General features: G+C 70.0%; 27 protein-coding genes and 1 tRNA gene. 19 read left to right on the top strand and 9 right to left on the bottom strand.

Features of this window, described 5'->3' with window-relative positions; all coding sequences use genetic code 11:
• Nucleotides 1-230: 230 nt before the first annotated feature.
• Entirely contained in the window at nt 231-1685 is a 1455-nt protein-coding gene (gene pyk, locus ACTZQ5_RS03115) for a pyruvate kinase (protein WP_443583686.1), read from the bottom strand.
• A 78-nt stretch (nt 1686-1763) separates the two neighbouring features.
• On the opposite strand from pyk, the gene ACTZQ5_RS03110 reads away from it, so the two are divergent.
• Both ACTZQ5_RS03110 and ACTZQ5_RS03105 read left to right on the top strand, forming a co-directional pair.
• Complete coding sequence (locus ACTZQ5_RS03110) at nt 1764-2141, top strand: DUF1244 domain-containing protein (RefSeq protein WP_443583685.1); 378 nt, start codon at nt 1764-1766, stop codon at nt 2139-2141.
• Between the two features lie 136 nt (nt 2142-2277).
• On the top strand, nt 2278-2544 hold the full coding sequence (locus ACTZQ5_RS03105) for a DUF2312 domain-containing protein (RefSeq protein WP_443583684.1): 267 nt from the start codon (nt 2278-2280) through the stop codon (nt 2542-2544).
• 39 nt (nt 2545-2583) lie between these two features.
• Here the strand turns inward: ACTZQ5_RS03105 and ACTZQ5_RS03100 are convergent, their stop codons facing one another.
• Nucleotides 2584-4050, bottom strand: coding sequence for an ATP-binding protein (locus tag ACTZQ5_RS03100; protein WP_443583683.1), 1467 nt, complete (start codon nt 4048-4050; stop codon nt 2584-2586).
• A gap of 130 nt (nt 4051-4180) precedes the next feature.
• Between ACTZQ5_RS03100 and ACTZQ5_RS03095 the strand changes: the two genes are divergently transcribed.
• The 4 genes from ACTZQ5_RS03095 to ruvA all read left to right on the top strand — a co-directional run bounded on the left by ACTZQ5_RS03095 (nt 4181) and on the right by ruvA (nt 6798).
• Nucleotides 4181-4711 carry a DUF1003 domain-containing protein gene (locus tag ACTZQ5_RS03095; protein WP_443583682.1) on the top strand — a complete coding sequence of 177 codons (531 nt, stop codon included), beginning with the start codon at nt 4181-4183 and terminating at the stop codon, nt 4709-4711.
• Between the two features lie 71 nt (nt 4712-4782).
• Complete coding sequence (locus tag ACTZQ5_RS03090) at nt 4783-5526, top strand: YebC/PmpR family DNA-binding transcriptional regulator (protein WP_443583681.1); 744 nt, start codon at nt 4783-4785, stop codon at nt 5524-5526.
• 154 nt (nt 5527-5680) lie between these two features.
• Entirely contained in the window at nt 5681-6202 is a 522-nt protein-coding gene (gene ruvC / locus ACTZQ5_RS03085) for a crossover junction endodeoxyribonuclease RuvC (protein ID WP_443583680.1), read from the top strand.
• Entirely contained in the window at nt 6199-6798 is a 600-nt protein-coding gene (gene ruvA / locus ACTZQ5_RS03080; protein ID WP_443583679.1) for a Holliday junction branch migration protein RuvA, read from the top strand. Before ruvC ends, ruvA begins: the two co-directional genes overlap by 4 nt.
• Nucleotides 6799-6859: 61 nt before the next feature.
• On the opposite strand, the gene ACTZQ5_RS03075 is transcribed toward ruvA, so the two are convergent.
• The 3 genes from ACTZQ5_RS03075 to ACTZQ5_RS03065 all read right to left on the bottom strand — a co-directional run bounded on the left by ACTZQ5_RS03075 (nt 6860) and on the right by ACTZQ5_RS03065 (nt 8371).
• On the bottom strand, nt 6860-7186 hold the full coding sequence (locus tag ACTZQ5_RS03075) for a hypothetical protein (protein ID WP_443583678.1): 327 nt from the start codon (nt 7184-7186) through the stop codon (nt 6860-6862).
• Nucleotides 7183-8175: a hypothetical protein gene (locus ACTZQ5_RS03070; RefSeq protein ID WP_443583677.1), complete on the bottom strand. Its 993-nt coding sequence runs from the start codon at nt 8173-8175 to the stop codon at nt 7183-7185. The genes ACTZQ5_RS03075 and ACTZQ5_RS03070 overlap by 4 nt, the downstream gene beginning before the upstream one ends.
• Before the next feature lie 109 nt (nt 8176-8284).
• Nucleotides 8285-8371, bottom strand: a tRNA-Leu gene (locus tag ACTZQ5_RS03065).
• Between the two features lie 132 nt (nt 8372-8503).
• On the opposite strand from ACTZQ5_RS03065, the gene ACTZQ5_RS03060 reads away from it, so the two are divergent.
• Nucleotides 8504-9871: an MATE family efflux transporter gene (locus ACTZQ5_RS03060; protein WP_443583676.1), complete on the top strand. Its 1368-nt coding sequence runs from the start codon at nt 8504-8506 to the stop codon at nt 9869-9871.
• On the opposite strand, the gene ACTZQ5_RS03055 is transcribed toward ACTZQ5_RS03060, so the two are convergent.
• Complete coding sequence (locus tag ACTZQ5_RS03055; protein WP_443583675.1) at nt 9843-10598, bottom strand: MJ0042-type zinc finger domain-containing protein; 756 nt, start codon at nt 10596-10598, stop codon at nt 9843-9845. The two genes, ACTZQ5_RS03060 and ACTZQ5_RS03055, sit on opposite strands and share 29 nt — an antisense overlap.
• A gap of 173 nt (nt 10599-10771) precedes the next feature.
• Between ACTZQ5_RS03055 and ftsE the strand changes: the two genes are divergently transcribed.
• The 4 genes from ftsE to ACTZQ5_RS03035 are packed head-to-tail and all read left to right on the top strand — an operon-like array spanning nt 10772 to nt 13608.
• Nucleotides 10772-11482 carry a cell division ATP-binding protein FtsE gene (ftsE, locus tag ACTZQ5_RS03050; protein ID WP_443583674.1) on the top strand — a complete coding sequence of 237 codons (711 nt, stop codon included), beginning with the start codon at nt 10772-10774 and terminating at the stop codon, nt 11480-11482.
• Nucleotides 11475-12362, top strand: coding sequence for a cell division protein FtsX (locus ACTZQ5_RS03045; protein WP_443583673.1), 888 nt, complete (start codon nt 11475-11477; stop codon nt 12360-12362). Before ftsE ends, ACTZQ5_RS03045 begins: the two co-directional genes overlap by 8 nt.
• Nucleotides 12359-12895 (top strand): YdcF family protein, encoded by a 537-nt coding sequence (locus ACTZQ5_RS03040; RefSeq protein WP_443583672.1) that lies wholly within the window; start codon nt 12359-12361, stop codon nt 12893-12895. The genes ACTZQ5_RS03045 and ACTZQ5_RS03040 overlap by 4 nt, the downstream gene beginning before the upstream one ends.
• Nucleotides 12892-13608, top strand: coding sequence for a lysophospholipid acyltransferase family protein (locus ACTZQ5_RS03035; RefSeq protein WP_443583671.1), 717 nt, complete (start codon nt 12892-12894; stop codon nt 13606-13608). Before ACTZQ5_RS03040 ends, ACTZQ5_RS03035 begins: the two co-directional genes overlap by 4 nt.
• A 43-nt stretch (nt 13609-13651) precedes the next feature.
• Here ACTZQ5_RS03035 and ACTZQ5_RS03030 read toward each other — a convergent pair whose 3' ends face one another.
• Nucleotides 13652-13882, bottom strand: coding sequence for a hypothetical protein (locus tag ACTZQ5_RS03030; RefSeq protein ID WP_443583670.1), 231 nt, complete (start codon nt 13880-13882; stop codon nt 13652-13654).
• Between the two features lie 97 nt (nt 13883-13979).
• On the opposite strand from ACTZQ5_RS03030, the gene ACTZQ5_RS03025 reads away from it, so the two are divergent.
• A complete protein-coding gene (locus tag ACTZQ5_RS03025; protein WP_443583710.1) occupies nt 13980-15827 on the top strand; it encodes an ABCB family ABC transporter ATP-binding protein/permease in 1848 nt (615 codons plus the stop codon).
• Between the two features lie 4 nt (nt 15828-15831).
• Here the strand turns inward: ACTZQ5_RS03025 and ACTZQ5_RS03020 are convergent, their stop codons facing one another.
• Nucleotides 15832-16722, bottom strand: a complete 891-nt coding sequence (locus tag ACTZQ5_RS03020) for a hypothetical protein (protein ID WP_443583669.1) — start codon at nt 16720-16722, stop codon at nt 15832-15834.
• 144 nt (nt 16723-16866) lie between these two features.
• On the opposite strand from ACTZQ5_RS03020, the gene recQ reads away from it, so the two are divergent.
• Genes recQ through ACTZQ5_RS03005 form a run of 3 tightly spaced genes read left to right on the top strand, consistent with a single transcriptional unit; the run spans nt 16867 to nt 19545 of the window.
• Nucleotides 16867-18645, top strand: coding sequence for a DNA helicase RecQ (gene recQ / locus ACTZQ5_RS03015; RefSeq protein WP_443583668.1), 1779 nt, complete (start codon nt 16867-16869; stop codon nt 18643-18645).
• Between the two features lie 31 nt (nt 18646-18676).
• The gene (locus ACTZQ5_RS03010) at nt 18677-19111 is read left to right on the top strand and encodes a protein tyrosine phosphatase family protein (protein ID WP_443583667.1); all 435 of its coding nucleotides are present in this window, start codon (nt 18677-18679) and stop codon (nt 19109-19111) included.
• 5 nt (nt 19112-19116) lie between these two features.
• Nucleotides 19117-19545, top strand: coding sequence for a hypothetical protein (locus ACTZQ5_RS03005; RefSeq protein ID WP_443583666.1), 429 nt, complete (start codon nt 19117-19119; stop codon nt 19543-19545).
• A 190-nt stretch (nt 19546-19735) separates the two neighbouring features.
• On the opposite strand, the gene ACTZQ5_RS03000 is transcribed toward ACTZQ5_RS03005, so the two are convergent.
• Complete coding sequence (locus tag ACTZQ5_RS03000) at nt 19736-20809, bottom strand: alkene reductase (RefSeq protein ID WP_443583665.1); 1074 nt, start codon at nt 20807-20809, stop codon at nt 19736-19738.
• A 51-nt stretch (nt 20810-20860) separates the two neighbouring features.
• Here ACTZQ5_RS03000 and ACTZQ5_RS02995 point away from each other — a divergent pair, with 51 nt between their 5' ends.
• The 4 genes from ACTZQ5_RS02995 to feoB all read left to right on the top strand — a co-directional run bounded on the left by ACTZQ5_RS02995 (nt 20861) and on the right by feoB (nt 24733).
• Nucleotides 20861-21811, top strand: coding sequence for a DMT family transporter (locus ACTZQ5_RS02995; RefSeq protein WP_443583664.1), 951 nt, complete (start codon nt 20861-20863; stop codon nt 21809-21811).
• Nucleotides 21808-22461, top strand: coding sequence for a COQ9 family protein (locus ACTZQ5_RS02990; RefSeq protein WP_443583663.1), 654 nt, complete (start codon nt 21808-21810; stop codon nt 22459-22461). Before ACTZQ5_RS02995 ends, ACTZQ5_RS02990 begins: the two co-directional genes overlap by 4 nt.
• A 135-nt stretch (nt 22462-22596) precedes the next feature.
• The gene (locus tag ACTZQ5_RS02985) at nt 22597-22872 is read left to right on the top strand and encodes a FeoA family protein (protein WP_443583662.1); all 276 of its coding nucleotides are present in this window, start codon (nt 22597-22599) and stop codon (nt 22870-22872) included.
• 4 nt (nt 22873-22876) lie between these two features.
• A complete protein-coding gene (gene feoB, locus ACTZQ5_RS02980) occupies nt 22877-24733 on the top strand; it encodes a ferrous iron transporter B (protein ID WP_443583661.1) in 1857 nt (618 codons plus the stop codon).
• Nucleotides 24734-24753 lie beyond the last annotated feature (20 nt).

Below are 24753 nucleotides of genomic sequence, written 5' to 3'. Positions count from 1 at the left end.
GGCCTTGTGGCCCTATGCCGGAACGGTCACGCTGTCCGCGCCCGGGTCGGGTGGCCACCCGACCCGGGCATCCCGCTCATCGCGGAACGTCCCCTCCCTACACCCTTTCCAACAGACAATGCCGGACTTGGTCCGGCATCCACCGTGCCGCATACCCATAATCTATTGATTTCGCGGCACGGTGGACCCCGGAACACGTCCGGGGTGACGGTTGGAGGAACCTCCCCCGCTCAGCTGTAATCCTTCAGCTCGTCGCCGATGATCCGCACGACGTGGAGCACGTTGGTCGACCCCGGCGTGCGGAAGGGGACGCCGGCCATCACGATCACGCGGTCGCCGGCATGCGCGATGCCGGTGCGCAGCGCCATGCGCTTCGCCTTGCCGACCATGTCCTCGAACGATTCGACGTCGCGGGTGTGGACGGCGTGCGTGCCCCAGAGCAGGCCGAGCCGGCGCGCGGTGTCGCGGCTGGGGGTCAGCACCAGGATCGGCACCGACGGCCGCTCGCGCGCGATGCGCCGCGCGGTGGAGCCCGAGGTGGTGAAACAGATGATCGCGGTCGCCGACGTCGTCTTGGCGATCTGCTTCGCCGCCTCCGACAAGGCGTCGGCGGTGGTCGGATCGGGCCGCATCACGGTGAAGTGGACGCGGTCGCCGTGCATCGGATCGCGTTCCACCGAGATGCCGATCGAATTCATCATCGCAACCGATTCGACCGGCCAGGCGCCGGCCGCGCTTTCCGCCGACAGCATGATCGCATCGGCGCCGTCGTAGATCGCGGTGGCGACGTCGGACACTTCGGCGCGGGTCGGCGACGGGCTCTGGATCATCGATTCGAGCATCTGCGTCGCGACGACGACCGGCCGGCCGAGGCGGCGTGCGGTCTCGACGATCCGCTTCTGGAGCGGCGGCACCGATTCGGGCGGCAGCTCGACGCCCAGGTCGCCGCGCGCGACCATCACGCCGTCGCACATCTCGACGATTTCCTCGAGGCGATCGATCGCCGCCGGCTTCTCGATCTTGGCGAGCAGCGCCGCCTTGCCGCCGATCAGCTTGCGCGCCTCCGCCAGATCCTCAGGCCGCTGCACGAACGACAGCGCGATCCAGTCGACGCCCTGTTCGACCGCGAAGGCGAGGTCGCTGCGATCCTTTTCGGTCAGCGCCGCCATCGGCAGCACCACGTCGGGGACGTTCAGCCCCTTGTTGTTCGACAGCGGGCCGCCGATCTCGACCTGCGTCTCGATCCGGTCGGGACCGTGGTCGGTGACGCGCAGCACCAGCTTGCCGTCGTCGAGCAGCAGGCGCGCGCCCGGCTCGATCGCCTCGAAGATCTCCTTGTGCGGCAGCTCGACGCGGGTCGCATCGCCCGGCGTGGCATCGCGATCGAGGATGAAGGTGCTGCCGCTTTCCAGCACGGTGCGGCCGCCGTCGAACTTGCCGACGCGCAGCTTGGGACCCTGCAGATCGGCGAGGATCGTCGTCGGCCGACCGAATTCCTTCTCAAGCCCGCGAATCGCCGCGATCACCGCGACCTTGGACTGCTGGTCGCCGTGGCTCATGTTGACGCGAAACGCATCGGCACCGGCCTGAAACAGCGTCGCGATCATCTCGGGGGTGTTGCTCGCCGGACCGAGGGTCGCGAGCACGCGCACTTTCCGCGAACGGGGCGCAATGGCAGTGGTCATGGATAGGCTCCTGGGGAATGGCCGTGCCTTCCTCTAGATACTATCTGTCCGCGATCAACCTTTCGCAAAGGACGCCGCATGACCGATCCCCTCGATACCCTGCCCGATGCGGTCGCCGCGCAGGCGTTTCGCCGCCTCGTCCGCCATCTGCGCCACCGCACCGATGCGCAGAACGTCGACCTGATGGGCTTGTCGGGCTTTTGCCGCAACTGCCTGTCGGACTGGATCGAGGAGGCGGGCGGGCTCGACAAGGCGGCGGCGCGCGAGACGATCTACGGCATGCCGCAGGCGGAGTGGAAGGCGCGCTACCAGACCGAGGCGACGCCCGAACAGCTGGCGCGGATGGACGAGAGCCTGAAGCGCAACCAGGGGCGCGAGGAGGCGCTGGACGAGGCGCTCGACGAAAGCTTCCCCGCGAGCGATCCGCCGGCGATGACCGAGCCCGGTCGGGGTTGAGCCGGACGTGGTAAACGCCTAAACGCCCGCCCCTGCCGGCGGCTGCGCCGGCATCTGATTCACGTGCCGGCGATCGCGCCGGTATCCTTTTCACGCGAAGCAAGAAGGGCCGCAGGACCTGCGGCGGGGTGGGACGATGGCGGAAGACCGGCAAGAAGGCATGGGCGGCGGGCACGTCGCAGCGGACGAACTGCGCCTGCTCATCGAGCGCGCCGAGCGGCTGGAAGAAGAGAAGAAGGGCATCCAGGACGACATCAAGGACGTGATGGCCGAGGCCAAGGGCCGCGGCTACGACCCCAAGGCGATCCGCAAGATCCTCTCCATCCGCAAGAAGAAGAAGGAAGAGTATCAGGAAGAGGAAGCGATCCTGGAAGTCTATATGCAGGCGCTGGGGATGATCTGATCCCGTTCCTCCCCCGGCTGCGCCGAGGGAGGACCTGGCTCACGCCGCTTCGCTCGCCGCCGTCGTCCAGCCGAGGCGCGGCACGGTGATCGAGCGTTTGCCGGAGAGGTCGACGCGCGCGACGATCAGTTCGCGGCTTTCGATATAGGCGATCAGGCGGCGTACCCGGCCCAGCGAACTGGTGCCGTAGGTTTCCGCCAGCGCGACGTCCGACGGGCAGGGCTCGCCCGCCTTGGCGGCGCGCGCGATCAGCAGGAAGGCGCCGGCCATGTCGTCGGGCAGCGTGTTGGCGAGCTCCATCGCCTCCGTCCATTCGGGATCGGTGACGTCGAAGATGCCGGCGCGCGCCGCCGACAGCCGCCGGGTGAAGGCGGGCAGGTCGAGCGGCGGCCTGGCGAGCCCCGCCATCCGGCAGCGCACCTGGAAATCCTGGAACAGTACCGACGGCGGGCGCAGCGCCGATTCGCGATCGGCGACGATCGCCTCCAGCACCGCGGCATAGATCGCCTCCACCTCGCCATCCGACTTGTCGGGCAGCGGCGCGAGCGTCGCCGGTTGTGGCGCAGGGCGTTCGATCGTGCCGAGCAGTTCGTCGGCCGGCACCCGGCGCGGGCGCGATTCGAAGCTCATCGGCAGCTGCGGCGCCTCCTCCGGTGGGGGCGCGAAGATCAGCTCCTGCAAATTCTCGACGGGCGCGGTCGGCAGCGGCGTCAGCTTGGGGCTGCCCGAGCGTGCCGAGGTCGCGACCTGGCCGATCTTCACGGTGATCGGCCGCCGCGACACCGCCGGCCCCAGCGCCAGGAAGGTGCCGCGGGCAAGATCGCGGATGCCGTCCGCCTGGCGCCGCTCCATGCCGAGCAGGTCTGCGGCGCGCGCCATGTCGATGTCGAGGAAGGTGCGGCCCATCAGGAAGTTGGACGCCTCCGCCGCGACGTTCTTGGCGAGCTTGGCAAGACGCTGCGTCGCGATCACCCCGGCGAGCCCGCGCTTGCGGCCGCGGCACATCAGGTTGGTCATCGCCGACAGCGAGGCGCGGCGCACCTCCTCCGCCACCTCGCCGCCGGTGGTCGGCGCGAACAATTGCGCCTCGTCCACCACGACCAGCGCCGGGTACCAATGTTCGCGCGGGGCGTCGAACAGCGCCGACAGGAAGGCGGCGGCGCAGCGCATCTGCCCCTCCGCCTCGAGTCCCTCCAGGCTCAGCACGACGCTGGCGCGATGTTCGCGCAGCCGCGTCGCGATGCGCGCGATCTCCGGCACCGAATAATCCGCCGCCTCGATCACGACATGGCCGTACGGGCCGGCGAGCGTGACGAAATCACCCTCCGGATCGATCACCACCTGCTGCACCTGGCCCGCCGATCCTTCGAGCAGGCGGCGCAGCAGGTGCGACTTGCCCGACCCTGAATTGCCCTGGACGAGCAAGCGGGTGGCGAGCAGTTCTTCGAGGTCCATGGTCACGGGCGCGCCGCGCTCGTCGCTGCCCATGTCTACGCTGACGGTCATTATGGATCAGGCGTTTGCCGATCCGCGCGGGCAGGGGCAAGCGCTTTGCGGTGGTTCCCGCACCGGTTGCCGCCGCGCAACGGGTCCGGTACGGCACCGCCGCCCGCCCCAGCCTACAGGACGCCCGCGCATGGCCCAGATCCCGCTCGCCGATTTCGCCCTGCGGCTGCTGCGCAAGACGCCCGACGCGCTCGATCCCGAGGAGCGGCGCGTGCTCGCCAGCCTGGACGACGGCACGATCGTCAGCCGCGACGCCGCCGACGAGGCGGACGCCCGCGCCAGCCTGGGCGACCGGCTGGCCGACCGGGTGGCGGCGATCGGCGGGTCGTGGGGCTTCATCATCGCCTTCACGCTGGTGCTGCTCGGCTGGATGCTGCTCAATTCGGACGTGCTCGTCCATTTCGGGGCGGCCTTCGATCCCTATCCCTACATCTTCCTCAACCTGATGCTGTCGACGCTGGCGGCGATCCAGGCGCCGGTCATCATGATGAGCCAGAACCGGCAGGCGGCGAAGGACCGACTCGCCGCCAGCCTGGATTACGAAACCAACCTGCGCGCCGAGCTCGACATCCTGCGCCTCCACCACAAGCTCGACGGCGTGGTGCTCGATCGGCTCGCCGCGCTGGAGGAGAAGATCGACAGGCTCGCGGCGCGGGGTTAGAGGACGCGTTCGTTTGCGGGTTGCACCCCTTCGCCGGGGTCCCCGCAAAGTACCACTTTGCGAAGGTTCCCATGGCAGGCCATTCCAAGTTCAAGAACATCATGCACCGCAAGGGCGCGCAGGATAAGAAGCGCTCCGGCATGTTCTCCAAGCTCAGCCGCGAAATCACCGTCGCGGCCAAGATGGGCCTGCCCGATCCCGACATGAACCCGCGCCTGCGCGCCGCGGTGAACGCCGCCAAGGCGCAGTCGATGCCCAAGGACAATATCCAGCGCTCGATCGACAAGGCGTCGAAGGGCGATACGGAGAATTACGAGGAAATCCGCTACGAAGGCTTCGGCCCCGGCGGCGTCAGCCTCATCATCGAGGCGCTGACCGACAACCGCAACCGCACCGCCACCAACGTGCGCACCGCGGTGGCGAAGAACGGCGGCAATCTCGGCGCCTCCGGCTCGGTCAGCCATGCCTTCGACCGGATGGGCCTCATCAGCTATCCCGCCACCGCCGGCGACGCCGAAAAGGTGTTCGAGGCGGCGCTGGAGGCGGGCGCGGAGGACGTGACCTCGAGCGACGAGGGCCATGAGATCTGGACCGCGCAGGGCGACCTGCACGAAGTCGCCAAGGCGCTGGAGCCGGTGCTCGGCGAACCCGAGGGCGCGAAGCTCGCCTGGCGCCCGCAGACGATGGTCGCGGTCGACGAGGGCGATGCGGCGACGCTGTTCAAGCTGATCGACACGCTGGACGACGACGACGACGTGCAGACGGTGTGGGGCAATTACGAAGTGTCCGACGAGGTGATGGAGAAGCTGGGTTGATGATCCAGTCCTCCCTCGCGCAGCGGGGGAGGGGGACCATGCGCAGCATGGTGGAGGGGGCGGCGGCGCAGCCGCCGTTCCACGGCGGCCCCCCTCCACCACTCGCCTGCGGCGAGCGGTCCCCCTCCCCCGCTGAAGCGGGGGAGGACCGGAGGTGATTATCCTCGGCCTCGATCCGGGGCTCGGCACCACCGGCTGGGGCGTGATCCATGCCGACGGCAACCGCCTGTCGCATATCGCCAACGGCCAGATCCGCACCGATCCCTCCATGCCGCTGCCGCGCCGCCTGTCGAACCTGCACGCGGCGCTGACCGACGTGATCCTTGCCGAGCGCCCGGACGGTGCCGCGGTCGAGGAGGTGCTGGGCAACACCAATGCGCAATCGACGCTGAAGCTCGGCCAGGCGCGCGGCGTGGTGCTGCTCGCCGCCGCCTCGGCGGGGCTGCACATCGGCGAATATCATCCCTCCACCGTCAAGAAGGCGGTGGTCGGCACCGGCGGCGCCGAAAAGCGGCAGATCCAGGCGATGATGGCGGTGCTGCTGCCCGGTGCGAAGCTCGCCGGCCCCGATGCGGCGGACGCGCTGGCGGTGGCGATCACCCACGCGCACCATCTGGCGAGCGCGCAGGGCATGGCGCGGCGGGCCCTGGGTTCGAGCAAGGGGATCACGGCATGATCGCGCACCTGAAAGGCCGGCTCGACGCGACGGGCGTCGACTATGCGGTGATCGACGTCGGCGGCGTCGGCTATCTGATCGGCGCCTCGGCGCGCACGCTCGCCGCGATCGGGCCGGTGGGCGAGGCGGCGATGCTGCACACCGAGATGCTGGTCGCCGAGGATTCGATCCGCCTGGTCGGCTTCGCCCGCGCCGAGGAGCGCGACTGGTTCCGCCTGCTCACCGGGGTGCAGGGCGTCGGCTCCCGCGTCGCGCTCGCCATCCTGTCCGCGCTCGACACCGCCGAGATCGCGCGCGCGGTGTCGGCGCAGGACAAGGCGATGATCGCGCGGGCCAATGGCGTCGGCCCCAAGCTCGCCGAGCGGATCGTGCGAGAATTGAAGGACAAGGTCGGCAGCGTCGCGCTCGGCCCCGCCGCGGCGGCGCAGGCGATGCCGGTCGGCGCGAGTGCGGACGCGGTGTCGGCGCTGCTCAACCTCGGCTTCCGTCCCGCCGAGGCGGCGAGCGCGGTCAGCGCGGCGGAGGAAGACCTGGGCCCCGCAGCGACGCTCGACGCGCTCGTCCGGCTCGCGCTGCGCAAGGCGGCGAAGAGCTGAGCGGCGGGTGCCGCCGTTGAAGGCGCGCGTGTTCGCGAACGAGGGCCTCGATCGCCGTTGTTCACACCGGGCTCGCCTCGTCCCGCTCGTCGCGCAGCCGGTCCAGTTCGGCCATTCTCACCGGATCATCGGCGGCAAGCGTTTCTTCGAGGTAGAAATCGAAGGGGATGTCGCGCACCATCTGCTGTGAGGCGCCCTTATACTCCAGCGCGATTTTTGGAAAAGCGTCGACCAGTTCACGTAGGAAGTCCTTATCAAATTCGTCTATTAGCTTTGCGGTATACTCCATAATTTCGACAGCCTCGTCCGGGTCCAGTTTATCTTCATCGGTCGTCTCCAGGAAAACGATGAAGGCTGCGATAATGCGGGCGACTTGCTCGGCTATCATGGCTTGACGATCCTTACTTTGATGTTGGTGACGTTCAATTTCCTAAGCAGCTTGAGCGCCTTGGTTTTTTGTAGGGGGGTGGGGACCTCCCAAACCCCGATCTGACCGTTTTCGGCCAACGCCTGCGCCTGTCTCAACACCTGTGCTCGTGCATTCGGTTTGCCGACGACCTCCCACTTTCGATCGATGACGTAATCGGCGCGTATGCCGTCGAACTTGACCGGTCGCTTCGATCCGTTTGGCATCGTGCGCTTGAGCGCCGGCGCCTCACCGGGGCGAGCACCGTCCGCGGCGTCGTTGTAACGCCTCCACTCCGTGTCCTTCTTTCCGAGATTCTCCTTGACCCAATCGATCTTGATCGGTTCGAAGGTCGGGCGTGGCCCGATCTTGCGGAGATAGCGCGCCCGCGAGACTCTGGTGATCGCACCCGCCGGCGCGACCGTCAGCGCGCCGTTGCCGATCGCAGACCCCGTCGCATGACCGAGGTAGCGCGCAGACGCATTGGCAACGGCGCGCCGCGCCCGTGCGATCTGAATGCGCGCCGGCGTGTCCTCCGCGGCGATCGCGCCATCGATCATGGCAGCGATGCCCTGGGTCGTGTCGCGCAATGTCGTGATGGGGTTGGTCGTCAGCGTCGACCGGATCCCTGCGGCCGTGTCCTTGGCGACGTCGCGAAGCCCTTCCGCGACACCACCGACGAATGCGAGCGCCGGATTCGGCCGTCGACGCGGCGTGGCCGTCGTCTTCGCCTTGACCGCGGGTGCCGGTTTCCTGGGGATGTGGCCGATCGTGCCGGCGCGCAAGCGCTGCTTACCACCGGTGCCGTGCCGGCTGCCCGCGCCGGCAAAGGTGAACCGTCCGTCTGCCGGATCATGCCACGGGTTGAACTTCAGTTCGAGCCCGTCGGGACCGAGCGCGGGAGGCACTCTACCCGTGCGCAGCCAGTGCGAAAACGCCCGCCGTTGCCTGTCGTCCGTTGCCTCTATCATAGCGCCTCACCTGCCGATGTGACGAGAACATAGGAGCAACATCTTGCAACAAGGCAAGCGCAAACCCGCAACCCATTGGATTGCAGGCTGGTTCATCGATCAGGATGAGTGGTGCGGCCGAGAAGACTCGAACTTCCACGGGCTTTCGCCCACAACGACCTCAACGTTGCGCGTCTACCAATTCCGCCACGGCCGCACGTGAAGAACGCCGGGCGAAGCCGGCATCTGGCAGGCGCAGGCCCCTAGCAAAGGCTTTTCCGCTCCGCAACGCCCCTTTTTGCGCGGCCTGCGCTTTTCCTATGCCGCGCCAGCGGGTAGCGCCCGTGGCATGACCGGTGCGCTGCCCCCGACGACGACGCGCGCCGAGACGCGGCGGCTGCTCGGCCTTGCCTGGCCGGTGGTGCTGACCAGCCTCAACTGGACGCTGTTGCAGGTCACCGACGTGATGGTCGTCGGCCTCGTCTCGACCGAGGAGGTGGCGGCGCTGGGGGCGAGCCGGGCGCTGGGCTTCGTCGGCATCGTCACCGGGCTTGCCTGGCTGTCGGGCGTGCTGGTGATGGCGTCGCGTGCCGACGGGGCGGGCGACCTGCCGCGCACCGGCGGCGTGCTGCGCGAAGGATTGGTGCTGGGGCTGCTGCTCGGCCTGGCGATCGGTGCGGCGTTCCTCGCCTTTGCCGAGCCGCTGCTCGCGATGATCGGCGTCGCGGAGGCCCGGATCGACGAGAGCGCGCGCGTCGTGCGCGCCTTCGCCGTCGCCTATCCCTTTCAGCTGGTGAACGTCGCCGCCGCCTTCTTCCTCGAAGGGGTCAGCCGGCCGGGGCGGGTCACCGTGGTCAACCTTGCGGTCCTGCCGGTCAACGCCCTGCTCGCCTGGGCGCTGTCGGCGGGGCACCTGGGGCTTCCGGCGCTGGGCGCGGTCGGGGCGGCGCTGGCGACCAGCATCGCCTCGCTGCTGGGTGCGGCGGGCATGGTGGCGAGTGCGGTCACGCTGCCGCGGGCGCGCGAGCGCGGCGTGCGGCGGGTCGACCGTGCGGCCTGGGCGGGCGTGCCGCGCGGGGTGGTGGCGCTGGCCGTGTTCGGCATCGTGCCGGCGGTGGCGTCGGGACTGGAACTGGCCGGATTTTCGGTGCTGATCGCACTGTCGACGCAATTGGGCGATGCGGCCGCGCATGCCTTCCAGATCGTGTTCTCGATGCACAACGTCACCTTCGCGGTGGCGCTGGGGCTGGGATCGGCGGCGGGGGTGCGCGCCGGCAATGCGGTGGGCGAGGGGCGGCCGCAGGCGGCGATCCGCCGCACCGCGATCGCCTTGTGCCTGGCCGTCGGTGCGCTGGGCCTGGGTGCGGGGCTGCTGGCGGCCGGGGCCGGGCGGCTGGTCGCGCTGTTCCCGGCGACGCGCGAGGTGCACGGGATCGCGGCGGCGATGCTGCCGATCTGGGCGCCGTTCATCGTCTTCGACGGCATCCAGGTGGTGCTCGTCTATACGCTGCGCAGCCTGGGCGATCAGGTGGTGGCGGGCATCAACAGCATCATCGCCTATTTCCTGGTCACCGGCGGCATCGGCTGGTGGCTGGTCCATCACGGCTGGGGGCCGATGGCGCTCGCCTGGGCATCGGGGATCGGCATGCTGGCCGCCGCGCTGCTGCACGGCGGCCGATTCGCGATCCTCAGCTGGCGTCTTCGCCGGCGAAGCTGAGTTCGAGCCGCTTGGAATTGGCCGGCACGTCGAGCTTGGCGGAATTGAAGTCGATCGATCCGCCGGGATTGAGCGTGCGCTGCTGCGGCGTGATCGTCCAGCTGTACACGATGCGGCCCTGCGCATCGCGCAATTCGGCGCGGATGTCGGGCACGCGCTGGCGCTCGCCCGACGGGTTGGTCACCTGCCCGCTGACCGCGAACAGTTCGGAGCCATTCTCCAGCTCGCGCCGCTCGATCGGATTGTCCTTGAGCCGCAGCGGCGATTCCTCGGCCCCCACGGGCAGGCCGACGCGCGCGAGCAGCCCGGGCGCGCCGAGGAACAGGATGGCGCCGACCCCCAGGATCATCAGCAGCCCGGCGGCGACCGCGATCACCGTCCAGCGGCGCGCGGTGTTGCGGCGCGGGCGGAACGGCGGCCGGTGCGCAAAGGCGTCGTAGCCGGGCGCGGCGACCACGGGCTCGGGCGCCGCCGCAGCGGGCGTGCGCAGCGAAGGGATGGCGGCGGGTTCGAGGAACGGCGGCGTCGCCTCGTCATCGTCGTCGATCCGATCCGCGGCCGGATCGGGTGACGGCGCAGCTGCGGGTGGCGGTGGAGCGGGTGGCGGGGCGGCGTCCTGGAACCAGCTGTGCCGGCAATTGGCGCAGCGCACGGTGCGTCCCTCGGCCCCGATCGCGCTGTCGGGCACCAGATAGCGGGTGCTGCATTCGGGGCATTCGAGGATCATGCGCAACGCTTCATGGACGGTGCCCGCCGACCGATACCGGCGAGCCGCCGCGATTCTAAGCACGTCGGCGCCCCGCGTGGCAAGCTTGAAGCCGCGCGCCGGCCATGCGAAGGCTGTTCGGGAGGGGCGAAGCGGCCCGACCATCATCTTCTGGAGCGATCGCGGCCGCGCGCATGGCAAATATCGTGCAGTTCGAAAATGTTGGGCTGCGGTACGGCACCGGGCAGGAAACGCTGTCGGATATCAGCTTCACGCTCGGCAGCGGCGCCTTCTACTTTCTCACCGGCGCGAGCGGCGCGGGCAAGACGTCGCTGCTGAAGCTGCTCTATCTCGCGCAGCGGCCCAGCCGCGGCATCATCCGCCTGTTCGGCGAAGATGCGGTGACGATGCCGCGCGGCCGCCTGCCCGGGTTCCGCCGCCGGATCGGCGTCGTCTTCCAGGATTTCCGCCTCGTCCCCCATCTGTCGGCGTGGGACAATATCGCGCTGCCGCTGCGCGTCGCGGGCGTGCCGGAGGCGGATATCGAACAGCCGGTGCGCGAGATGCTCGCCTGGGTCGGCCTGGCCGAACGCGCGCAGGCGCGGCCCGCGACGCTGTCCGGCGGCGAGCAGCAGCGCGTCGCCATCGCGCGCGCCGTGATCGGCCGGCCGGAGGTGCTGGTGGCGGACGAGCCGACCGGCAACGTCGATCCCGACATGGCGGACCGGCTGATCCACCTGTTCGAATCGCTCAACAAGCTCGGCACCACCGTGGTCGTCGCCACCCACGATTTCCAGCTGCTCAGCCGGGTGCCCGGCGCGCAGATGATGCGCCTCGACAAGGGGCGGCTGCTCGATCCCACCGGCGTGCTGCGCTATCCGCCGTCGGCGCGGGGGCATGCGTGAGGAGGGGGGCGTGAGCGGCGCGGACCGGCGGGTGCTGGACGAGGCGGGGGGCCTGCGCGCGATGACCTGGGTCATGGCGATCATGCTGTTCCTGACCGTGCTCGCCGCCGCCGCGGGATTGGGCACGCGCCAGTCCGCCGCGGCGCTGGAACGGCAGCTCGCCGGCCGGCTGACCGTGCAGGTGGTGGAGGGCAGCCCGGTGACGCGCGATGCGCTGGCGGCGCGCACGCTCACCGTGCTGCGCGCGCTGCCCGAGGTGCGGCGCGCGACGCCGGTCGACCGGGCCGAGCTGATGCGCCTGCTCGAACCGTGGCTGGGCCGCGCGGGTGCCGATGCGGATCTGCCGATTCCGGCGATGATCGACGTCGATCTCTCCCCCCGCGCCGATGCAAGCCGCGTCGTCGCGGCGGTGCGGCAGGTCAGCGCGGCCTCGCGCATCGACCGGCATCAGCGCTGGATGTCGCCGGTGAGCGCTTTCCTCGACACGCTGACCTGGCTGGCGCTCGCCCTCGTCGTGCTGATGCTCTCGGCGACGGCGGCGGTGGTGATGCTGGCGGCGCGCGCGGGGCTGGAGACGCACCGCGCGACGATCGAGGTGATGCACATGCTGGGCTCCACCGACGTGCAGGTCGCGCGCCTGTTCCAGCGGCGGATCGCGCTCGACGCGGCGCTCGGCAGCACCGGCGGCGGGCTGGCGGCGCTGGCGGTGCTGGCGTTCGTCGGCACCCGCGTCGCGGCGCTGGGATCGGAGCTGCTCGGCGGGCTGACGCTGGCTGCGGGCGATTGGGCGCTGCTGGTGCTGCTGCCGCTCGGCTTCGTCGCGCTGGCGACGGTCGCGGCGCGGGTGACGGTGATCGCGGCGCTGAGGCGGTCGCTGTGATCGCGCGGCTGATCGGGCTCGCCGCGCTCGGCTGGTGCCTGGGCTTTGCCGCGTTCATGCTGCTGCTGCCCCAGCCGCTCGGCGGCAACACCACCGATGCGATCGTGGTGCCGACCGGCGGGGCGGGCCGGATCGATCGCGGCATCGCGCTGCTCCAGGCGCACCAGGCGCGGCGGATGCTGGTGACGGGGGTCGCCCCCGGCGTGCGCTCGGCCGATCTGGTGCGCGAATATCGCGCGCCCGCGGCGCTGTTCGCCTGCTGCATCGATCTGGGCGCGGACGCGGTCGACACCCGCTCCAATGCCGAGGAAACGGCCGCCTGGGTCAAGGCGCACGGCTATCGCACCGTGCGGCTCGTCACCTCCGACTGGCATGTGCCGCGTGCGCGCATGGAACTGGCTGCGGCGATGGGGCCGGGGGTGATCGTACTGGGGGATGGCGTGCCCAGCACGCCGCGGCTCGGCACGTTGGTGAACGAATACAACAAGCTGCTGCTGCGCCGGATCGCGCTGTGGCTGGGGGTGGGGGTATGAACCGGCTGCGCACGCTCCTGTTCGGCCTGTTCTTCTACGGCCTGTCCGTGCCGATCGTGGCGACGGTGCCGGTATCGGCGCTGTTCGGGCGGCAGGCGGTGATCGCGCACGCGCACGTCTGGGCGAAGATGCACCGCCTGCTCTACCGCACGATCATGGGCATTCGGGTGCGGGTGGAGGGGCACGTGCCGGACGGGCCGGTGTTCTACGCCGCCAAGCATCAGGCGATGTTCGAAACGCTGGAGCTGCAATTGCTGCTGGGCGGCCCGGCCATGGTGCTGAAGCGCGAACTGAGCCGCATCCCGTTATGGGGCTGGGCGGCGCGGCGCTACGGCGGGATCGTCGCGGATCGCGAGGCATCGGCGGCCGCGCTGCGATCGATGATGCGCGATGCGAAGGCGCTGAAGGCGGAAGGCCGCTCGATCCTGATCTATCCCGAGGGCACGCGAGTGTCGCCCGGCGAGCGGCCGCCGCTGCAGGCGGGCTTCGCCGGCCTCTATCGGACGCTGGCGATGCCGGTGGTGCCGATCGCGCTGGATACCGGCAGGGTGTGGCCGAAGCACGGTGCCAAGCGGTCGGGCGTGGTGACGATCCGGCTGGGTGAGGTCATCCCGCCCGGCCTGCCGCGCGGCGAGATCGAGGCGCGGGTGTATCAGGCGATCAACGTGCTGGACGATGGGTTGGGCGCAGCCAGCGGAATCATGCGGGGCTGAGCCTGACCGGATAGATGCGGCTGTCTGCCGGTTACCGGAACCGTCAGGACCGCCGGATCTTGCCGTCGGCCTTGGCGACCTGCGCGCCTGCGGTACGGCAGGATGCGCCGATCATCGGGTAGGGCACGTCGGTGTTGCGCGCGAGTTGCGCGGGCAGCGCCGCCCGGCATTGTGCCATGGTCTGGTAGCGGGCCGGGACGATCCGAGCTTCGGTGCACTGGACGTTGCCGTCGGCACAGCCCATGATCGCCATCACGTAGAACAACGGTTCCATACGTCCCTCCGCTCTTGTCCGGTAAAATCCGTGGAGGGCGCATTATGTTCCGCCGCGTCGCTTTCGCGTGGGGCGTGCCGTGACTACATGGCAGGCGATGCCGCCCGCCGATCCGACCAACCAGACCCGCGCCGACCAGCCGCTGCTGCCGACCCTCCGCCGCTTTCTCCCCTACCTCTGGCCGGCCGGGCAGACGGGGCTGAAGGCGCGCATCGTCGGTGCCATGGCGCTCGTCGTCGCGAGCAAGATCGTCCAGGTCTTCGGCGCCGCCTATACGCTGAAATACGTCGTCGACCGGATGGCCGTGGGGGACCGAGGCCTCGCCACGATCGTGATCCTGCTGGTGGTCGGCTATGCCGCCTCGCGCTTTTCCACCACCCTGTTCGACAACCTCCGCAACGCGGTGTTCGAGCGCGTCGGGCAGGACGCGACTCGGCGGCTGGCGGCCAACGTCTTCCGTCACCTGCATGGCCTGTCGCTACGCTTCCACCTCGAACGGCGGACGGGCGCGGTCACCAAGGTGGTGGAGCGCGGCACCAAGAGCATCGATACGATGCTGTATTTCCTGCTCTTCAACATCGCGCCGACCGTGCTCGAACTGGCCATGGTGCTGGCGATCTTCTGGACCAGCTTCGGCTGGCCGCTGGTCGCCGCGACGGTGGTGATGGTCGCGGTCTATATCCTCTTCACGCAGCGGGTGACCGACTGGCGCAACGCGCTGCGCGCGCGGATGAACGACCTCGACACCGGAGCGGTCGCGCATGCGGTCGATTCGCTGCTCAATTTCGAAACGGTGAAATATTTCGGTGCCGAGGAGCGCGAGGCGCGGCGCTACGATGCCGCCATCTCCGCCTATGCCGCGGCGGCGACCAAGTCCGAAAACAGCCTCGCCTGGCTCAACGTCGGGCAGGCGCTCATCACCAACGTGATGCTCGGCGGCGGCATGGCGTTCGTCGCCTGGGGGTGGAGCCAGGGGCGCTTCTCGGCGGGCGACGTGGTGTTCGTCTCCACCCTGCTGTCGCAGCTGTTCCGTCCGCTCGACCTGCTCGGCATGGTCTATCGCACGATCCGCCAGGGGGTGATCGACATGGCGAGCATGTTCGACCTGATCGACATGCCGGCCGAGGTCGTCGATGCGCCGGACGCATCGCCGCTCGCGATCGGCAAGGGGCATGTGCGGTTCGAGGGCGTGCGCTTCGGCTACGATGCCGATCGCACGATCCTCGACGGCCTCGACCTCGACGTGCCGGCGGGTAGCACGCTGGCGGTGGTCGGCCCGTCGGGCGCCGGCAAGTCGACGCTCGCGCGGCTGATGTACCGCTTCTACGACGTCGGCGGCGGCCGGATCACGATCGACGGCGAGGATATCCGCGCCGTGACGCAGGCGAGCCTGCGCCACGCGATCGGCATCGTGCCGCAGGACACGGTGCTGTTCAACGAGACGATCGGCTACAACATCGCCTATGGCCGCGAAGGCGCAAGCCGGGCGGAGATCGAGGCGGCGGCGGCAGGCGCGGCGATCGCCGGGTTCATCGAGCGCCAGCCCGAGGGCTATGACACCCGCGTCGGCGAACGCGGCCTCAAACTGTCCGGCGGCGAAAAGCAGCGCGTCGCCATCGCGCGCACCCTGCTCAAGAACCCGCCGATCCTGATCCTCGACGAAGCGACCAGCGCGCTCGACAGCCGGACGGAGGCGGAGATCCTCGACACGCTGCAGGCGATCGAGCGCGGCCGCACCACCATCGTCATCGCGCACCGCCTGTCGACGGTGGTCCACGCCGACCAGATCGTCGTGCTCGACGGCGGCCGGGTAGCGGAGCGCGGCACGCATGCGCAGCTGCTGCGGCAGGGCGGCCTCTATGCCGAAATGTGGGCACGCCAGGCACAGGAGCGCGACGCCGCCGACGTGGCGGGCACCGGCGAGGGCGCGCTGGCAGCGGAATAGCGCGTCAGGCGCAGGTCAGCCGGATCACCTTGGCCGGTTTGTCGAAGACGATCGAGGAACAGCGTGCCAGCGCGTCCGCGCCGAGCGACAGGCGATCGCGATCCGGATCGTGCTTGCCCTTGGCGGTGACGACGATCTCGTTGGGATCGGGCTCCACGCCCGCTTCCGCGATGGCGGAGGCGTCGCCATTGTCGGTGGTTCGCACGCCCAGCGTCCGGATGGCGATCGGCCCGATGTCGAGCGGGCGGGAAAGCGTCAGCGCGCGTACCGGGCGGCGGATGCCGAAGGCGATCTCCTCCTCCCCGATCGTGCCCGATACCGTGCCGCCGAACGCCGAGGCCAGCCGCACGCCTGCGGCCGCCGTCGCCAGCGTGCGCGGATGATGCGGGTCGAAACGGACGCGCAACCGCTCGCCGCCGACGGTGATCGACGCGAACCGCTCCGCCGAGCCGCCCATCATGCCGCCCTGATCGACCATCGGCAGCGCGACCGTGCGTTCGCCCGGCAGCGGCCCGCGCAACACGAAGCGGACCACCGGCTCCTCCAGCCCGCCCGGTCCGACCACGCCGTCGAAGCCGGCGGCATAGGGTCTGGGGGCGAACGACACCCGCCGCTTGACCGCACCGGTGCCGAAATCGATCCGCGTCACCGCCGTGCGCCCCGGAATGCGCAGCGGCCCGACGCCGTAGAGCGTGCCGAACATGCCGCCCTTCAACCCGGCGCGTTCGGCGATCGCGGTGGTGACGAGCGGCATCGCGGGGGCGGCGGGATCGATGCGCAGGCGCAGCGGGGTGTCGCCGATGCGGCCGGTGACCACGCCGTCGGCGGCGATCAGTCGCTCCTGCGGCGGCCGTGTCGCGCCGATCGCCGCCATGGCCATGATCGCCGTCATCATCCGCCGCATCGTTCGCGCCCCCTCGTGAGGCCACGACCAGAGGCGGGCAGCATGTCGTTACAATGGCGCAATCAAGGCCGATTCGGGCATGGACGCGACGGCGTGCCTCGACGCTGCCGCCTCGCGCGCCTACATGGGCCTGCGATGATCCCCGATCCGCTGCCCGTCCTGTCCCGCGTCTTCGGCTTTGCGGGGTTCCGCGGCGTGCAGGAGGATGTGGTGGCGCGCGTGCTGGCGGGCGAGCGCACGCTGGGCGTCATGCCGACCGGTGCGGGCAAGTCGCTCTGCTACCAGCTGCCCGCGGTGATGCTGGAGGGGACGTGCGTCGTCGTCTCGCCGCTGATCGCGCTGATGCACGATCAGCTGCGCGCGGCCGAGGCGGTCGGCATCCGCGCCGGCACGCTGACCAGCGCCGACCAGAACCGGGCCGAGACGATCGCGCGCTTCAAGGGCGGCGACCTCGACCTGCTCTACATCGCGCCCGAGCGCGCCTCGACCGGGCATTTCCGCGATCTGCTGGGCCAGGCCCCGCTCAGCCTGTTCGCGATCGACGAGGCGCATTGCGTCAGCGAATGGGGCCATGATTTCCGCCCCGATTACCGCCTGCTCGCGCCGCTGATGGACGCCTTTCCGGACGTGCCGCGCCTTGCGCTGACCGCGACCGCCGATGCGCACACCCGCAGCGATATCCTGCAACAGCTCGGCATCCCGCAGGACGGGCTGATCGTATCGGGCTTCGACCGGCCCAACATCCGCTACGCGATCACCCCCAAGGCGAATACCAACAAGCAGATCGCCGACATCATCGCCGCGACGCCCGGCCCCGGCATCGTCTATGCGCAGACGCGCGCCGCGACGGAGAAGCTGGCCGAGGCGCTCGCCCGCACCGGCCGGCCGACGCGCGCCTACCACGCCGGCCTCGACCAGCATATCCGCGCGAAGAACCAGGCCGATTTCGTCGCGTCGGAAGACATGGTGATCTGCGCCACCGTCGCCTTCGGCATGGGGATCGACAAGCCCGACGTCCGCTTCGTCGCGCATGCCGGCCTGCCCAAATCGATCGAGGCCTATTATCAGGAGACGGGCCGCGCCGGCCGCGACGGCGATCCGGCGGTCGCGCACCTCTTCTGGGGGGCGGAGGATTTCGCCCGCGCCCGCCAGCGCATCGGCGAGGTCGAGCCGGAGCGCCAGGCCGGCGAACGCACCCGCCTCGCCGCGCTCGGCGCCTTGGTCGAAACCGCGGGCTGCCGCCGCCGCATCCTGCTCAAGCATTTCGGCGAGGACGCTCAAGAGGATTGCGGCAATTGCGACAATTGCCTCGGCTCGCCCGATGCGGTCGACGCGACGACGGTCGCGCAGAAATTCCTGTCGGCGGTGTTCCGCACCGGTCAGCTGTTCGGCGTCGGCTATATCGAGCAGGTGCTGCTCGGCCAGTCGACCGACCGCAGCATCGATCGCGGGCATGAATCGCTGTCGGTCTGGGGCATCGTCGAGGGCGAGGAGGCGACGCTGGTCAAGCCGGTCGCGCGCCAGCTGCTGCTGCGCGACGCACTGAGGACCAACCAGCATGGCGGACTGGAATTCGGCCCCGGCGCGCGGCCGATCCTGAAGGAGGGCGCGCGGGTGATGCTGGTGCTGCCGCCCAAGCGCACGCGGGGCAGGAAGCGCGATGCCGGCATCGCCATCAATCCGGCGGACAACCCGCTGTTCGAGGCGCTGCGCAGCTGCCGGCGCGATCTCGCCAAGGCGGCCGGCGTGCCGCCCTATGTCATCTTCCACGATTCGGTGCTGCGCGAGATGGCGGCGCAGCGGCCGGCCAGCCGCGCCGAGCTGATGCACCTTTCCGGCATCGGCGCGCGCAAGCTCGACGCCTATGGCGATGCGTTCCTGCAAGTGATCCGCGATACGTCCGAAAACGGCTGACGCGCCTCGGCCGATCGCGTATCGGCACCGGATGGCCGACATCCGCACCGTCAACGAATCCATCAGCGTCGCCCCGCAGATCACGCCGGAGGACGTCGCCGCGATCAAGGCGGCAGGCTTCGTCGCGATCGTCAACAACCGCCCCGACGAGGAAGAGGCGGGCCAGCCCGCCGGCGAGGCGATCCGCGCCGCGGCGGAGGCGGCGGGGCTCGGCTATGCCGCCATCCCGGTCACCCACGCCGGCTTCTCGCACCCGCAGATCGATGCGATGACGGACGTGCTGGTCCACGCCGACGGTCCGGTGCTCGCCTATTGCCGCTCGGGCACGCGCAGCTGCAACCTGTGGGCGCTCGCCGCGGCAAAGGCGGGGCGCAATCCCGAACTGCTGGTGAATCAGGCGAGGGCGGCCGGCTACGATTTGTCGGCGATGCGGCCGACGCTGGATGCGCTCGCCGGCGCGCAATGACCGCAATGGAGAGCGATCCGCGCCTGCTGGCCGGCGTCGCGGCAGCGATCCTGCTGCTCGTCGCCGTCGGGGGATGGGCGCTGCTGCGCCTGCGCGCACGGCCGCAACGGATCGGCACGCCCGAGGATGCGGCGGAGGCGGCCGAGGCGTCGCTGGCCGGATTCGAGACGCAGGGCGCGGTGGTCGGCGCCGATGGCGGCGGCGCGCTGGCGATCGACCGCGCCGGCCGCGTCGCGGTGATGCAGCGGCGCGGCAAGCGGATCGCGGTACGAGAGGTCGCCTGGGGCGCGCTGCGCTCGACGGCGGAGGGCATCCTGATCGACACCGGCGAACGCAGCCTCGGCGAGATCCTGGTCGCGGGCGTCGATGCGCTCGACGTGCGGCGACTGGCGCCGGCGGACCTCAAGCGGCTGGTGCCCGACCTGGGGCGTTGATTTCGCGAGACGGCCAGCGTCTCGCCCGCGGAGCCGCCCCCTCCACCACCGGCTACGCCAGCGGTCCCCCTCCCCCGCTGAGGCGGGGGAGGACTTGAACCATTCCTCCCCCGCCAGGGGGAGGTGGCCGCCGAAGGCGTGACTGAGGTGCAGGTAAGCGACGCGCTTCGTAACAGCGCGCCGCCAGCTCCTACGCCGCCTCGGTCTCCAGCGCCGGATAGTCGGTATAGCCCTCCGGCCCCTTCGAATACCACGTCGCCTGGTTGTCCGTGTTGAGCGGCGCGCCTTGGCGAAGGCGTTCGACCAGGTCCGGATTGGCGATGAACTTGCGGCCGAAGGCGATGCCGTCCGCCAGCCCCGAATCGAGGTCCGCCTGCGCGCCCTCCAGGCTGTAATCCTGGTTGAGGATCAGCGGCCCCTTGAACACCTCGCGGATCTGCGGGCTGAGCTTGGGCACGTCGCTCTTGCCGAAGGTGCCGTCGGGCGCCTGCTCGCGCAGTTCGAGGAAGGCGATGCCGAGCGCATCGAGCGCCGCCGCGGCGGGGACGAAGACGCTGGCGGGATCGCTGTCGTCCGCCCCTTGCGTCTCGCCGTTGGGCGACAGGCGGATGCCGGTGCGGCCCGCGCCGATCGCATCGATCACCCGCTCGACCGCCTCGCGCATGAAGCGGATGCGGTTTTCGGGGCTGCCGCCGTAATCGTCGTCGCGCAGGTTGGTGCCGTCGCGCAGGAACTGGTCGATCAGATAGCCATTGGCGCCGTGCAGTTGCACGCCGTCGAAGCCTGCGCGGATCGCGTTGGTCGCGGCGGTGGCGTAATCGTCCTGCGCGCGCCTGATGTCGTCCAGCGTCGCCGCCTGCGCCTCGGCATAGGGATTCTCGGGCTTGTGATAGGGCGCGCGCGTCGCCGACGAGGACAGCGGCGTCATGCCGATCACATCCGGGCGGGCGAGCCGGCCCATGTGCCAGATCTGGGCGACGATCCGTCCGCCCGCCGCGTGCACCGCGTCGGTCACCGGCTTCCACGCCTCCACCTGCGCCTCGGTCCACAGCCCCGGCGCGTTGGGCCAGCCGAGGCCCTGCCGGCTGACGCCGGTGCCTTCGCTGATGATGAGGCCGGCGCCGGCGCGCTGGCGGTAGTAATCCACCATGATGTCGGTCGGCACATGGTCGTCGGTCGACCGGCCGCGGGTCAGCGGCGCCATCAGGATGCGGTTGGCGGCGGGAATGTCACCCAATCGGATGGGATCAAAAAGGCTCGGCATGAGAACTCCTTAAAAGCCTGACGCGGCGGAGATAGGCGGCTACAGGACGGCATGCACGCGCGCGCCGCCACAAGAAAAACTGTCCCGGACGCAACGCCGGCGCCTGCCGCTACGGCATCCACCGGTCTGGCCTTCGCCGCACTCGTCGTCGCCAATGTCGCGCTCGCCTTCGGCCCGTGGTTCGTCCGCCTCGCCGACGTCGGACCGGTCGCGGCGGGGTTCTGGCGAATCACCATCGCCATTCCGTTCCTCGCCGCGCTGGCGGTCGGCACGGGCGCGCGGCCGGTGCGGATGCCGCCGGCGCTGTGGGTGATGATCGCGATCGGCGGGGTCGCCTTCGCCGCCGATCTCGGCAGCTGGCATCTCGGCATCGTCCGCACGACCATGGCCAATGCGACGCTGTTCGGCAATTCGGCGATCCTGATCTACCCGCTCTACGGCTTCATCGCCGCGCGCGCCTGGCCGTCGCGGACGCAAGGGGTGGCGCTGCTGCTCGCCGCGATCGGGGCGGGGCTGCTGATGGGGCGCTCCTACCAGCTCGATCCGCGCAACCTCGCGGGCGATCTGCTCTGCATCCTCGCCGGCATCCTCTACACCGTCTATATCGTGCTGATGGCGCGGGTGAGGGGGGCGATGCGGCCGTTGCCGGCGCTGGCGCTGGCGAGCGCGGCCACCGCGCTGCCGCTGCTGCTGTTCGCGCTGGCCCTGCACGAACAGGTGCTGCCGCAGCAGTGGACGCCGCTGATCGGCCTCGCGCTCGTCAGCCAGGTGCTGGGGCAGGGATGCATGATCTTCGCGCTCGGCCAGTTGTCGCCGCTGGTCGTCGGCATCGCGCTGCTGATCCAGCCGGTGGTGGCCGGCGCGGTCGGCTGGATCGCCTATGGCGAGCGGCTGCAGGGAGCGGATTGGATCGGTGTCGCGTTGGTCGCGGTGGCGCTGGTGCTGGTACGCCGCGCGGAGGTTGCGCCGGCGCGCGGCCGGGAGCAGGAGATGGTGCCATGAGCGAAGACCTGACCCTCGACGAGATCCGCGCCGCGCTCGCCCCCGGCATCGCGGACAATGCCGCCTTCGATGGCTGGAGCGATGCCGCACGCGACATGGCGGCCGACGCGGCGGGGATCGACCGCGATCTCGCCCGCCTCGCCTTTGCGGACGGCGCGGTGGCGATGATCGACGCCTGGTTCGCGCATGTCGACGATGCGATGGCGGCCGCCCTGCCGCCCGAGGCGCTGGCCGCGATGAAGATCCGCGCGCGCATCACCGCGCTGGTCGAGGCGCGGCTGGCCGCCGTCGCCCCCAATCGCGAATCGCTGCGCCGGGCGCTCGCGATCCTCGCCCTGCCGCAGAATGTCGCGCGGGGCGCGCGGCTCGGCTGGCGCAGCGCCGACACGATGTGGCGCCTCGCCGGCGACACCGCGACCGACTACAATCACTATACCAAGCGCGCGATGCTGCTCGCGGTCTATGGCGCGACCGTCACCGTCTTCCTCGACGACGAGAGCGAGGACCATGCCGATACCCGCGCCTTCCTGTCGCGGCGGATCGACGGCATCATGCGCTTCGAAAAGGCCAAGGCGGGTTTCGTCAAACGCTACGAACACCGCCCCAGCCTGTCGCGCTTCGTCGGCCGCCTCCGCTATCCGGTGGTGTGACGCTCAGCCCGACGCTTCCATCGCGGGGATGACGGAGGAGGGGGAGCGCAAACTCCACCAAAGCCGACATTTCCACGTCGAACCGAGCGCCGGCCCGCTTTACTCCCCCCTGCGTAAATGATAATCACTCGCAGCATGGATATGTCGCGTAGCATCGTCCCCGCCCTCGATCTCGTGTCGCTTCCCCGTCGCCAGCGGGCGACCGTCGCCGGCATCGACTGGGCGCGACTCGCGGTGCCGGAGGCGCGGCGCCTGCGCGAACTGGGCTTCGACGAAGGCGTCGCGGTGGAGGTGCTGCACCGTGCCTCGCTCGGCAGCGGCCCGATCGCCTGCCGCATCGGCCGCATGACGGTGGCGCTGCGCCGCGGCGTCGCCGGTGCCATTCACGTAAGCCCCGCCGTCGCCGGATAAGCCGTTGCACGCATCCCCGCTGGTCGCGCTGGTCGGCAATCCCAATGCCGGCAAGAGCGCGCTGTTCAACGCGCTCACCGGCGCCCGGCAAAAGGTCGGCAATTATCCCGGCGTCACCGTGGAGCGCCATTCGGGCCGCATGGTGCTGGACGATGGCCGCCCGGTCGAGCTGATCGACCTGCCCGGCGCCTACAGCCTCGAACCCTCCAGCCCCGACGAGCGGGTCACCCGCGACGTCGTCACGGGGGCCAGCAGCCTCGAACGGCTGCCGGACGCGCTGGTCGTGGTGGTCGACGCCGCCAACCTCGACAATCACCTGCGCTTCACGCTTCAGCTGATCGCCTTGGGCCTGCCGGTGGTGGTGGCGCTCAACATGGTCGATCTTGCGACACGCGACGGGCTGACGCTCGACGCCGCGGTGCTGGAGCGGGAACTGGGCGTGCCGGTGATCGCCACCGTCGCGGTGCGCAAGCGCGGGCTCGACGGGTTGCGCGCCGCGCTGGGCGAGGCGGTCGGCGGCGCGGCGCGCAAGCCCGCTCCCGGCGCGGGCACGCAGGCCGATATCGTCCACCTGCAACGCCGCGCGCGCCAGATCGCCGCGGCGGCGACCGTGTCGGAAACGGCGGGCCGGCGCTGGGCGCACCTGCTCGATTCCGTCGCGCTGCATCCCGTCGCCGGGCCGCTGCTGCTGGTCGCCATCCTGTTCGTGATGTTCCAGGCGGTGTTCACCTGGGCGAGCGTGCCGGCGGATGCGATCGATGCGGGCTTCGGCTGGCTGCACGATGCGATCCAGGCGGCGATGCCCGACGGCTTCCTGCGCTCGCTGCTCACCGACGGCCTGATCGCCGGCGTCGGCGCGGTGATCGTGTTCCTGCCGCAGATCCTGATCCTGTTCCTCTTCATCCTGGTGCTAGAATCGTCGGGCTATATGGTCCGCGCCGCCTTTCTGATGGACCGGCTGATGGCGACCGTCGGCCTGTCGGGGCGCGCCTTCATCCCCCTGCTGTCCAGCTTCGCCTGCGCGGTGCCGGGGATCATGGCGACCCGCGTCATCGACGATGAGAAGGATCGCCTCACCACCATCCTGATCGCGCCGCTGATGACGTGCAGCGCGCGCTGGCCGGTCTACACGCTCATCATCGGCGCGATGATCCCCAACACGCCGCTCGCCCCCTTCGTGCGCTTGCAGGGGGTGGTGATGTTCGGGCTGCTCGTCGTCGGCATCGCCGGCGCCTATGTCGCCGCGCTGGTGCTGCGCCGCACCGTCACCAAGGGCGCGTCGTCGGGCTTCATGATGGAGATGCCGAAATACCAGATGCCGCGGATGCGCGACGTCGCGCTGGGGCTCTGGCAGCGTGCCGTGATCTTCCTGAAGCGCGCCGGCACGATCATCGCCGCGACCACGATGGTGCTGTGGCTGCTGCTCAGCTTCCCCAAGCCGCCGGAAGGAAGCGGCATCAGCCCGGTCGACTATTCGGTCGGCGGCCGCATCGGCCATGCCATCGAATATGTCGTGAAGCCGATCGGGTTCAACCGCGACATCGCGCTGGCGCTGCTGCCGGCGATGGCGGCGCGCGAAGTCGCGGTGTCGGCGATCGGCACCGTCTATGCGATCGACGACAAGGACGGCAGCGGCACCGACCGCATCACCGACCAGATCCGCGGCCGCTGGACGCTGCCGACCGCGCTCGCCTTCCTGATATGGTTCGTCTTCGCGCCGCAGTGCATCAGCACGATCGCGGTGACCCGGCGCGAGACCAACGGCTGGAAATGGCCGCTGTTCATGGTTGGCTATTTGTTCGCCGCCGCCTACATCATGGCCGGACTCACATACTGGCTGGCGGTGTTCGCCGGCCTCTAGCATCTTCGTAAAGGCAAGGC

The sequence above is a fragment of the Sphingomonas cellulosilytica genome (assembly GCF_052321755.1).
GTDB lineage: Bacteria > Pseudomonadota > Alphaproteobacteria > Sphingomonadales > Sphingomonadaceae > Sphingomonas.
Note: the sequence above shows the minus strand (reverse complement) of the source record. Positions and strands in the feature narration are given on the sequence as shown.

Excerpts from the sequence above, each read along its gene's own strand:
- pyk (WP_443583686.1), bottom strand. The coding sequence starts at position 1,685 with ATGACCACTGCCATTGCGCCCCGTTCGCGGAAAGTGCGCGTGCTCGCG.
- ACTZQ5_RS03110 (WP_443583685.1), top strand. The coding sequence starts at position 1,764 with ATGACCGATCCCCTCGATACCCTGCCCGATGCGGTCGCCGCGCAGGCG.
- ACTZQ5_RS03105 (WP_443583684.1), top strand. The coding sequence starts at position 2,278 with ATGGCGGAAGACCGGCAAGAAGGCATGGGCGGCGGGCACGTCGCAGCG.
- ACTZQ5_RS03100 (WP_443583683.1), bottom strand. The coding sequence starts at position 4,050 with ATGACCGTCAGCGTAGACATGGGCAGCGACGAGCGCGGCGCGCCCGTG.
- ACTZQ5_RS03095 (WP_443583682.1), top strand. The coding sequence starts at position 4,181 with ATGGCCCAGATCCCGCTCGCCGATTTCGCCCTGCGGCTGCTGCGCAAG.
- ACTZQ5_RS03090 (WP_443583681.1), top strand. The coding sequence starts at position 4,783 with ATGGCAGGCCATTCCAAGTTCAAGAACATCATGCACCGCAAGGGCGCG.
- ruvA (WP_443583679.1), top strand. The coding sequence starts at position 6,199 with ATGATCGCGCACCTGAAAGGCCGGCTCGACGCGACGGGCGTCGACTAT.
- ACTZQ5_RS03075 (WP_443583678.1), bottom strand. The coding sequence starts at position 7,186 with ATGATAGCCGAGCAAGTCGCCCGCATTATCGCAGCCTTCATCGTTTTC.
- ACTZQ5_RS03070 (WP_443583677.1), bottom strand. The coding sequence starts at position 8,175 with ATGATAGAGGCAACGGACGACAGGCAACGGCGGGCGTTTTCGCACTGG.
- ACTZQ5_RS03060 (WP_443583676.1), top strand. The coding sequence starts at position 8,504 with ATGACCGGTGCGCTGCCCCCGACGACGACGCGCGCCGAGACGCGGCGG.
- ACTZQ5_RS03055 (WP_443583675.1), bottom strand. The coding sequence starts at position 10,598 with ATGATCCTCGAATGCCCCGAATGCAGCACCCGCTATCTGGTGCCCGAC.
- ftsE (WP_443583674.1), top strand. The coding sequence starts at position 10,772 with ATGGCAAATATCGTGCAGTTCGAAAATGTTGGGCTGCGGTACGGCACC.
- ACTZQ5_RS03045 (WP_443583673.1), top strand. The coding sequence starts at position 11,475 with ATGCGTGAGGAGGGGGGCGTGAGCGGCGCGGACCGGCGGGTGCTGGAC.
- ACTZQ5_RS03035 (WP_443583671.1), top strand. The coding sequence starts at position 12,892 with ATGAACCGGCTGCGCACGCTCCTGTTCGGCCTGTTCTTCTACGGCCTG.
- ACTZQ5_RS03030 (WP_443583670.1), bottom strand. The coding sequence starts at position 13,882 with ATGGAACCGTTGTTCTACGTGATGGCGATCATGGGCTGTGCCGACGGC.
- ACTZQ5_RS03025 (WP_443583710.1), top strand. The coding sequence starts at position 13,980 with ATGCCGCCCGCCGATCCGACCAACCAGACCCGCGCCGACCAGCCGCTG.
- ACTZQ5_RS03020 (WP_443583669.1), bottom strand. The coding sequence starts at position 16,722 with ATGATGACGGCGATCATGGCCATGGCGGCGATCGGCGCGACACGGCCG.
- recQ (WP_443583668.1), top strand. The coding sequence starts at position 16,867 with ATGATCCCCGATCCGCTGCCCGTCCTGTCCCGCGTCTTCGGCTTTGCG.
- ACTZQ5_RS03010 (WP_443583667.1), top strand. The coding sequence starts at position 18,677 with ATGGCCGACATCCGCACCGTCAACGAATCCATCAGCGTCGCCCCGCAG.
- ACTZQ5_RS03005 (WP_443583666.1), top strand. The coding sequence starts at position 19,117 with ATGGAGAGCGATCCGCGCCTGCTGGCCGGCGTCGCGGCAGCGATCCTG.
- ACTZQ5_RS03000 (WP_443583665.1), bottom strand. The coding sequence starts at position 20,809 with ATGCCGAGCCTTTTTGATCCCATCCGATTGGGTGACATTCCCGCCGCC.
- ACTZQ5_RS02995 (WP_443583664.1), top strand. The coding sequence starts at position 20,861 with ATGCACGCGCGCGCCGCCACAAGAAAAACTGTCCCGGACGCAACGCCG.
- ACTZQ5_RS02990 (WP_443583663.1), top strand. The coding sequence starts at position 21,808 with ATGAGCGAAGACCTGACCCTCGACGAGATCCGCGCCGCGCTCGCCCCC.
- ACTZQ5_RS02985 (WP_443583662.1), top strand. The coding sequence starts at position 22,597 with ATGGATATGTCGCGTAGCATCGTCCCCGCCCTCGATCTCGTGTCGCTT.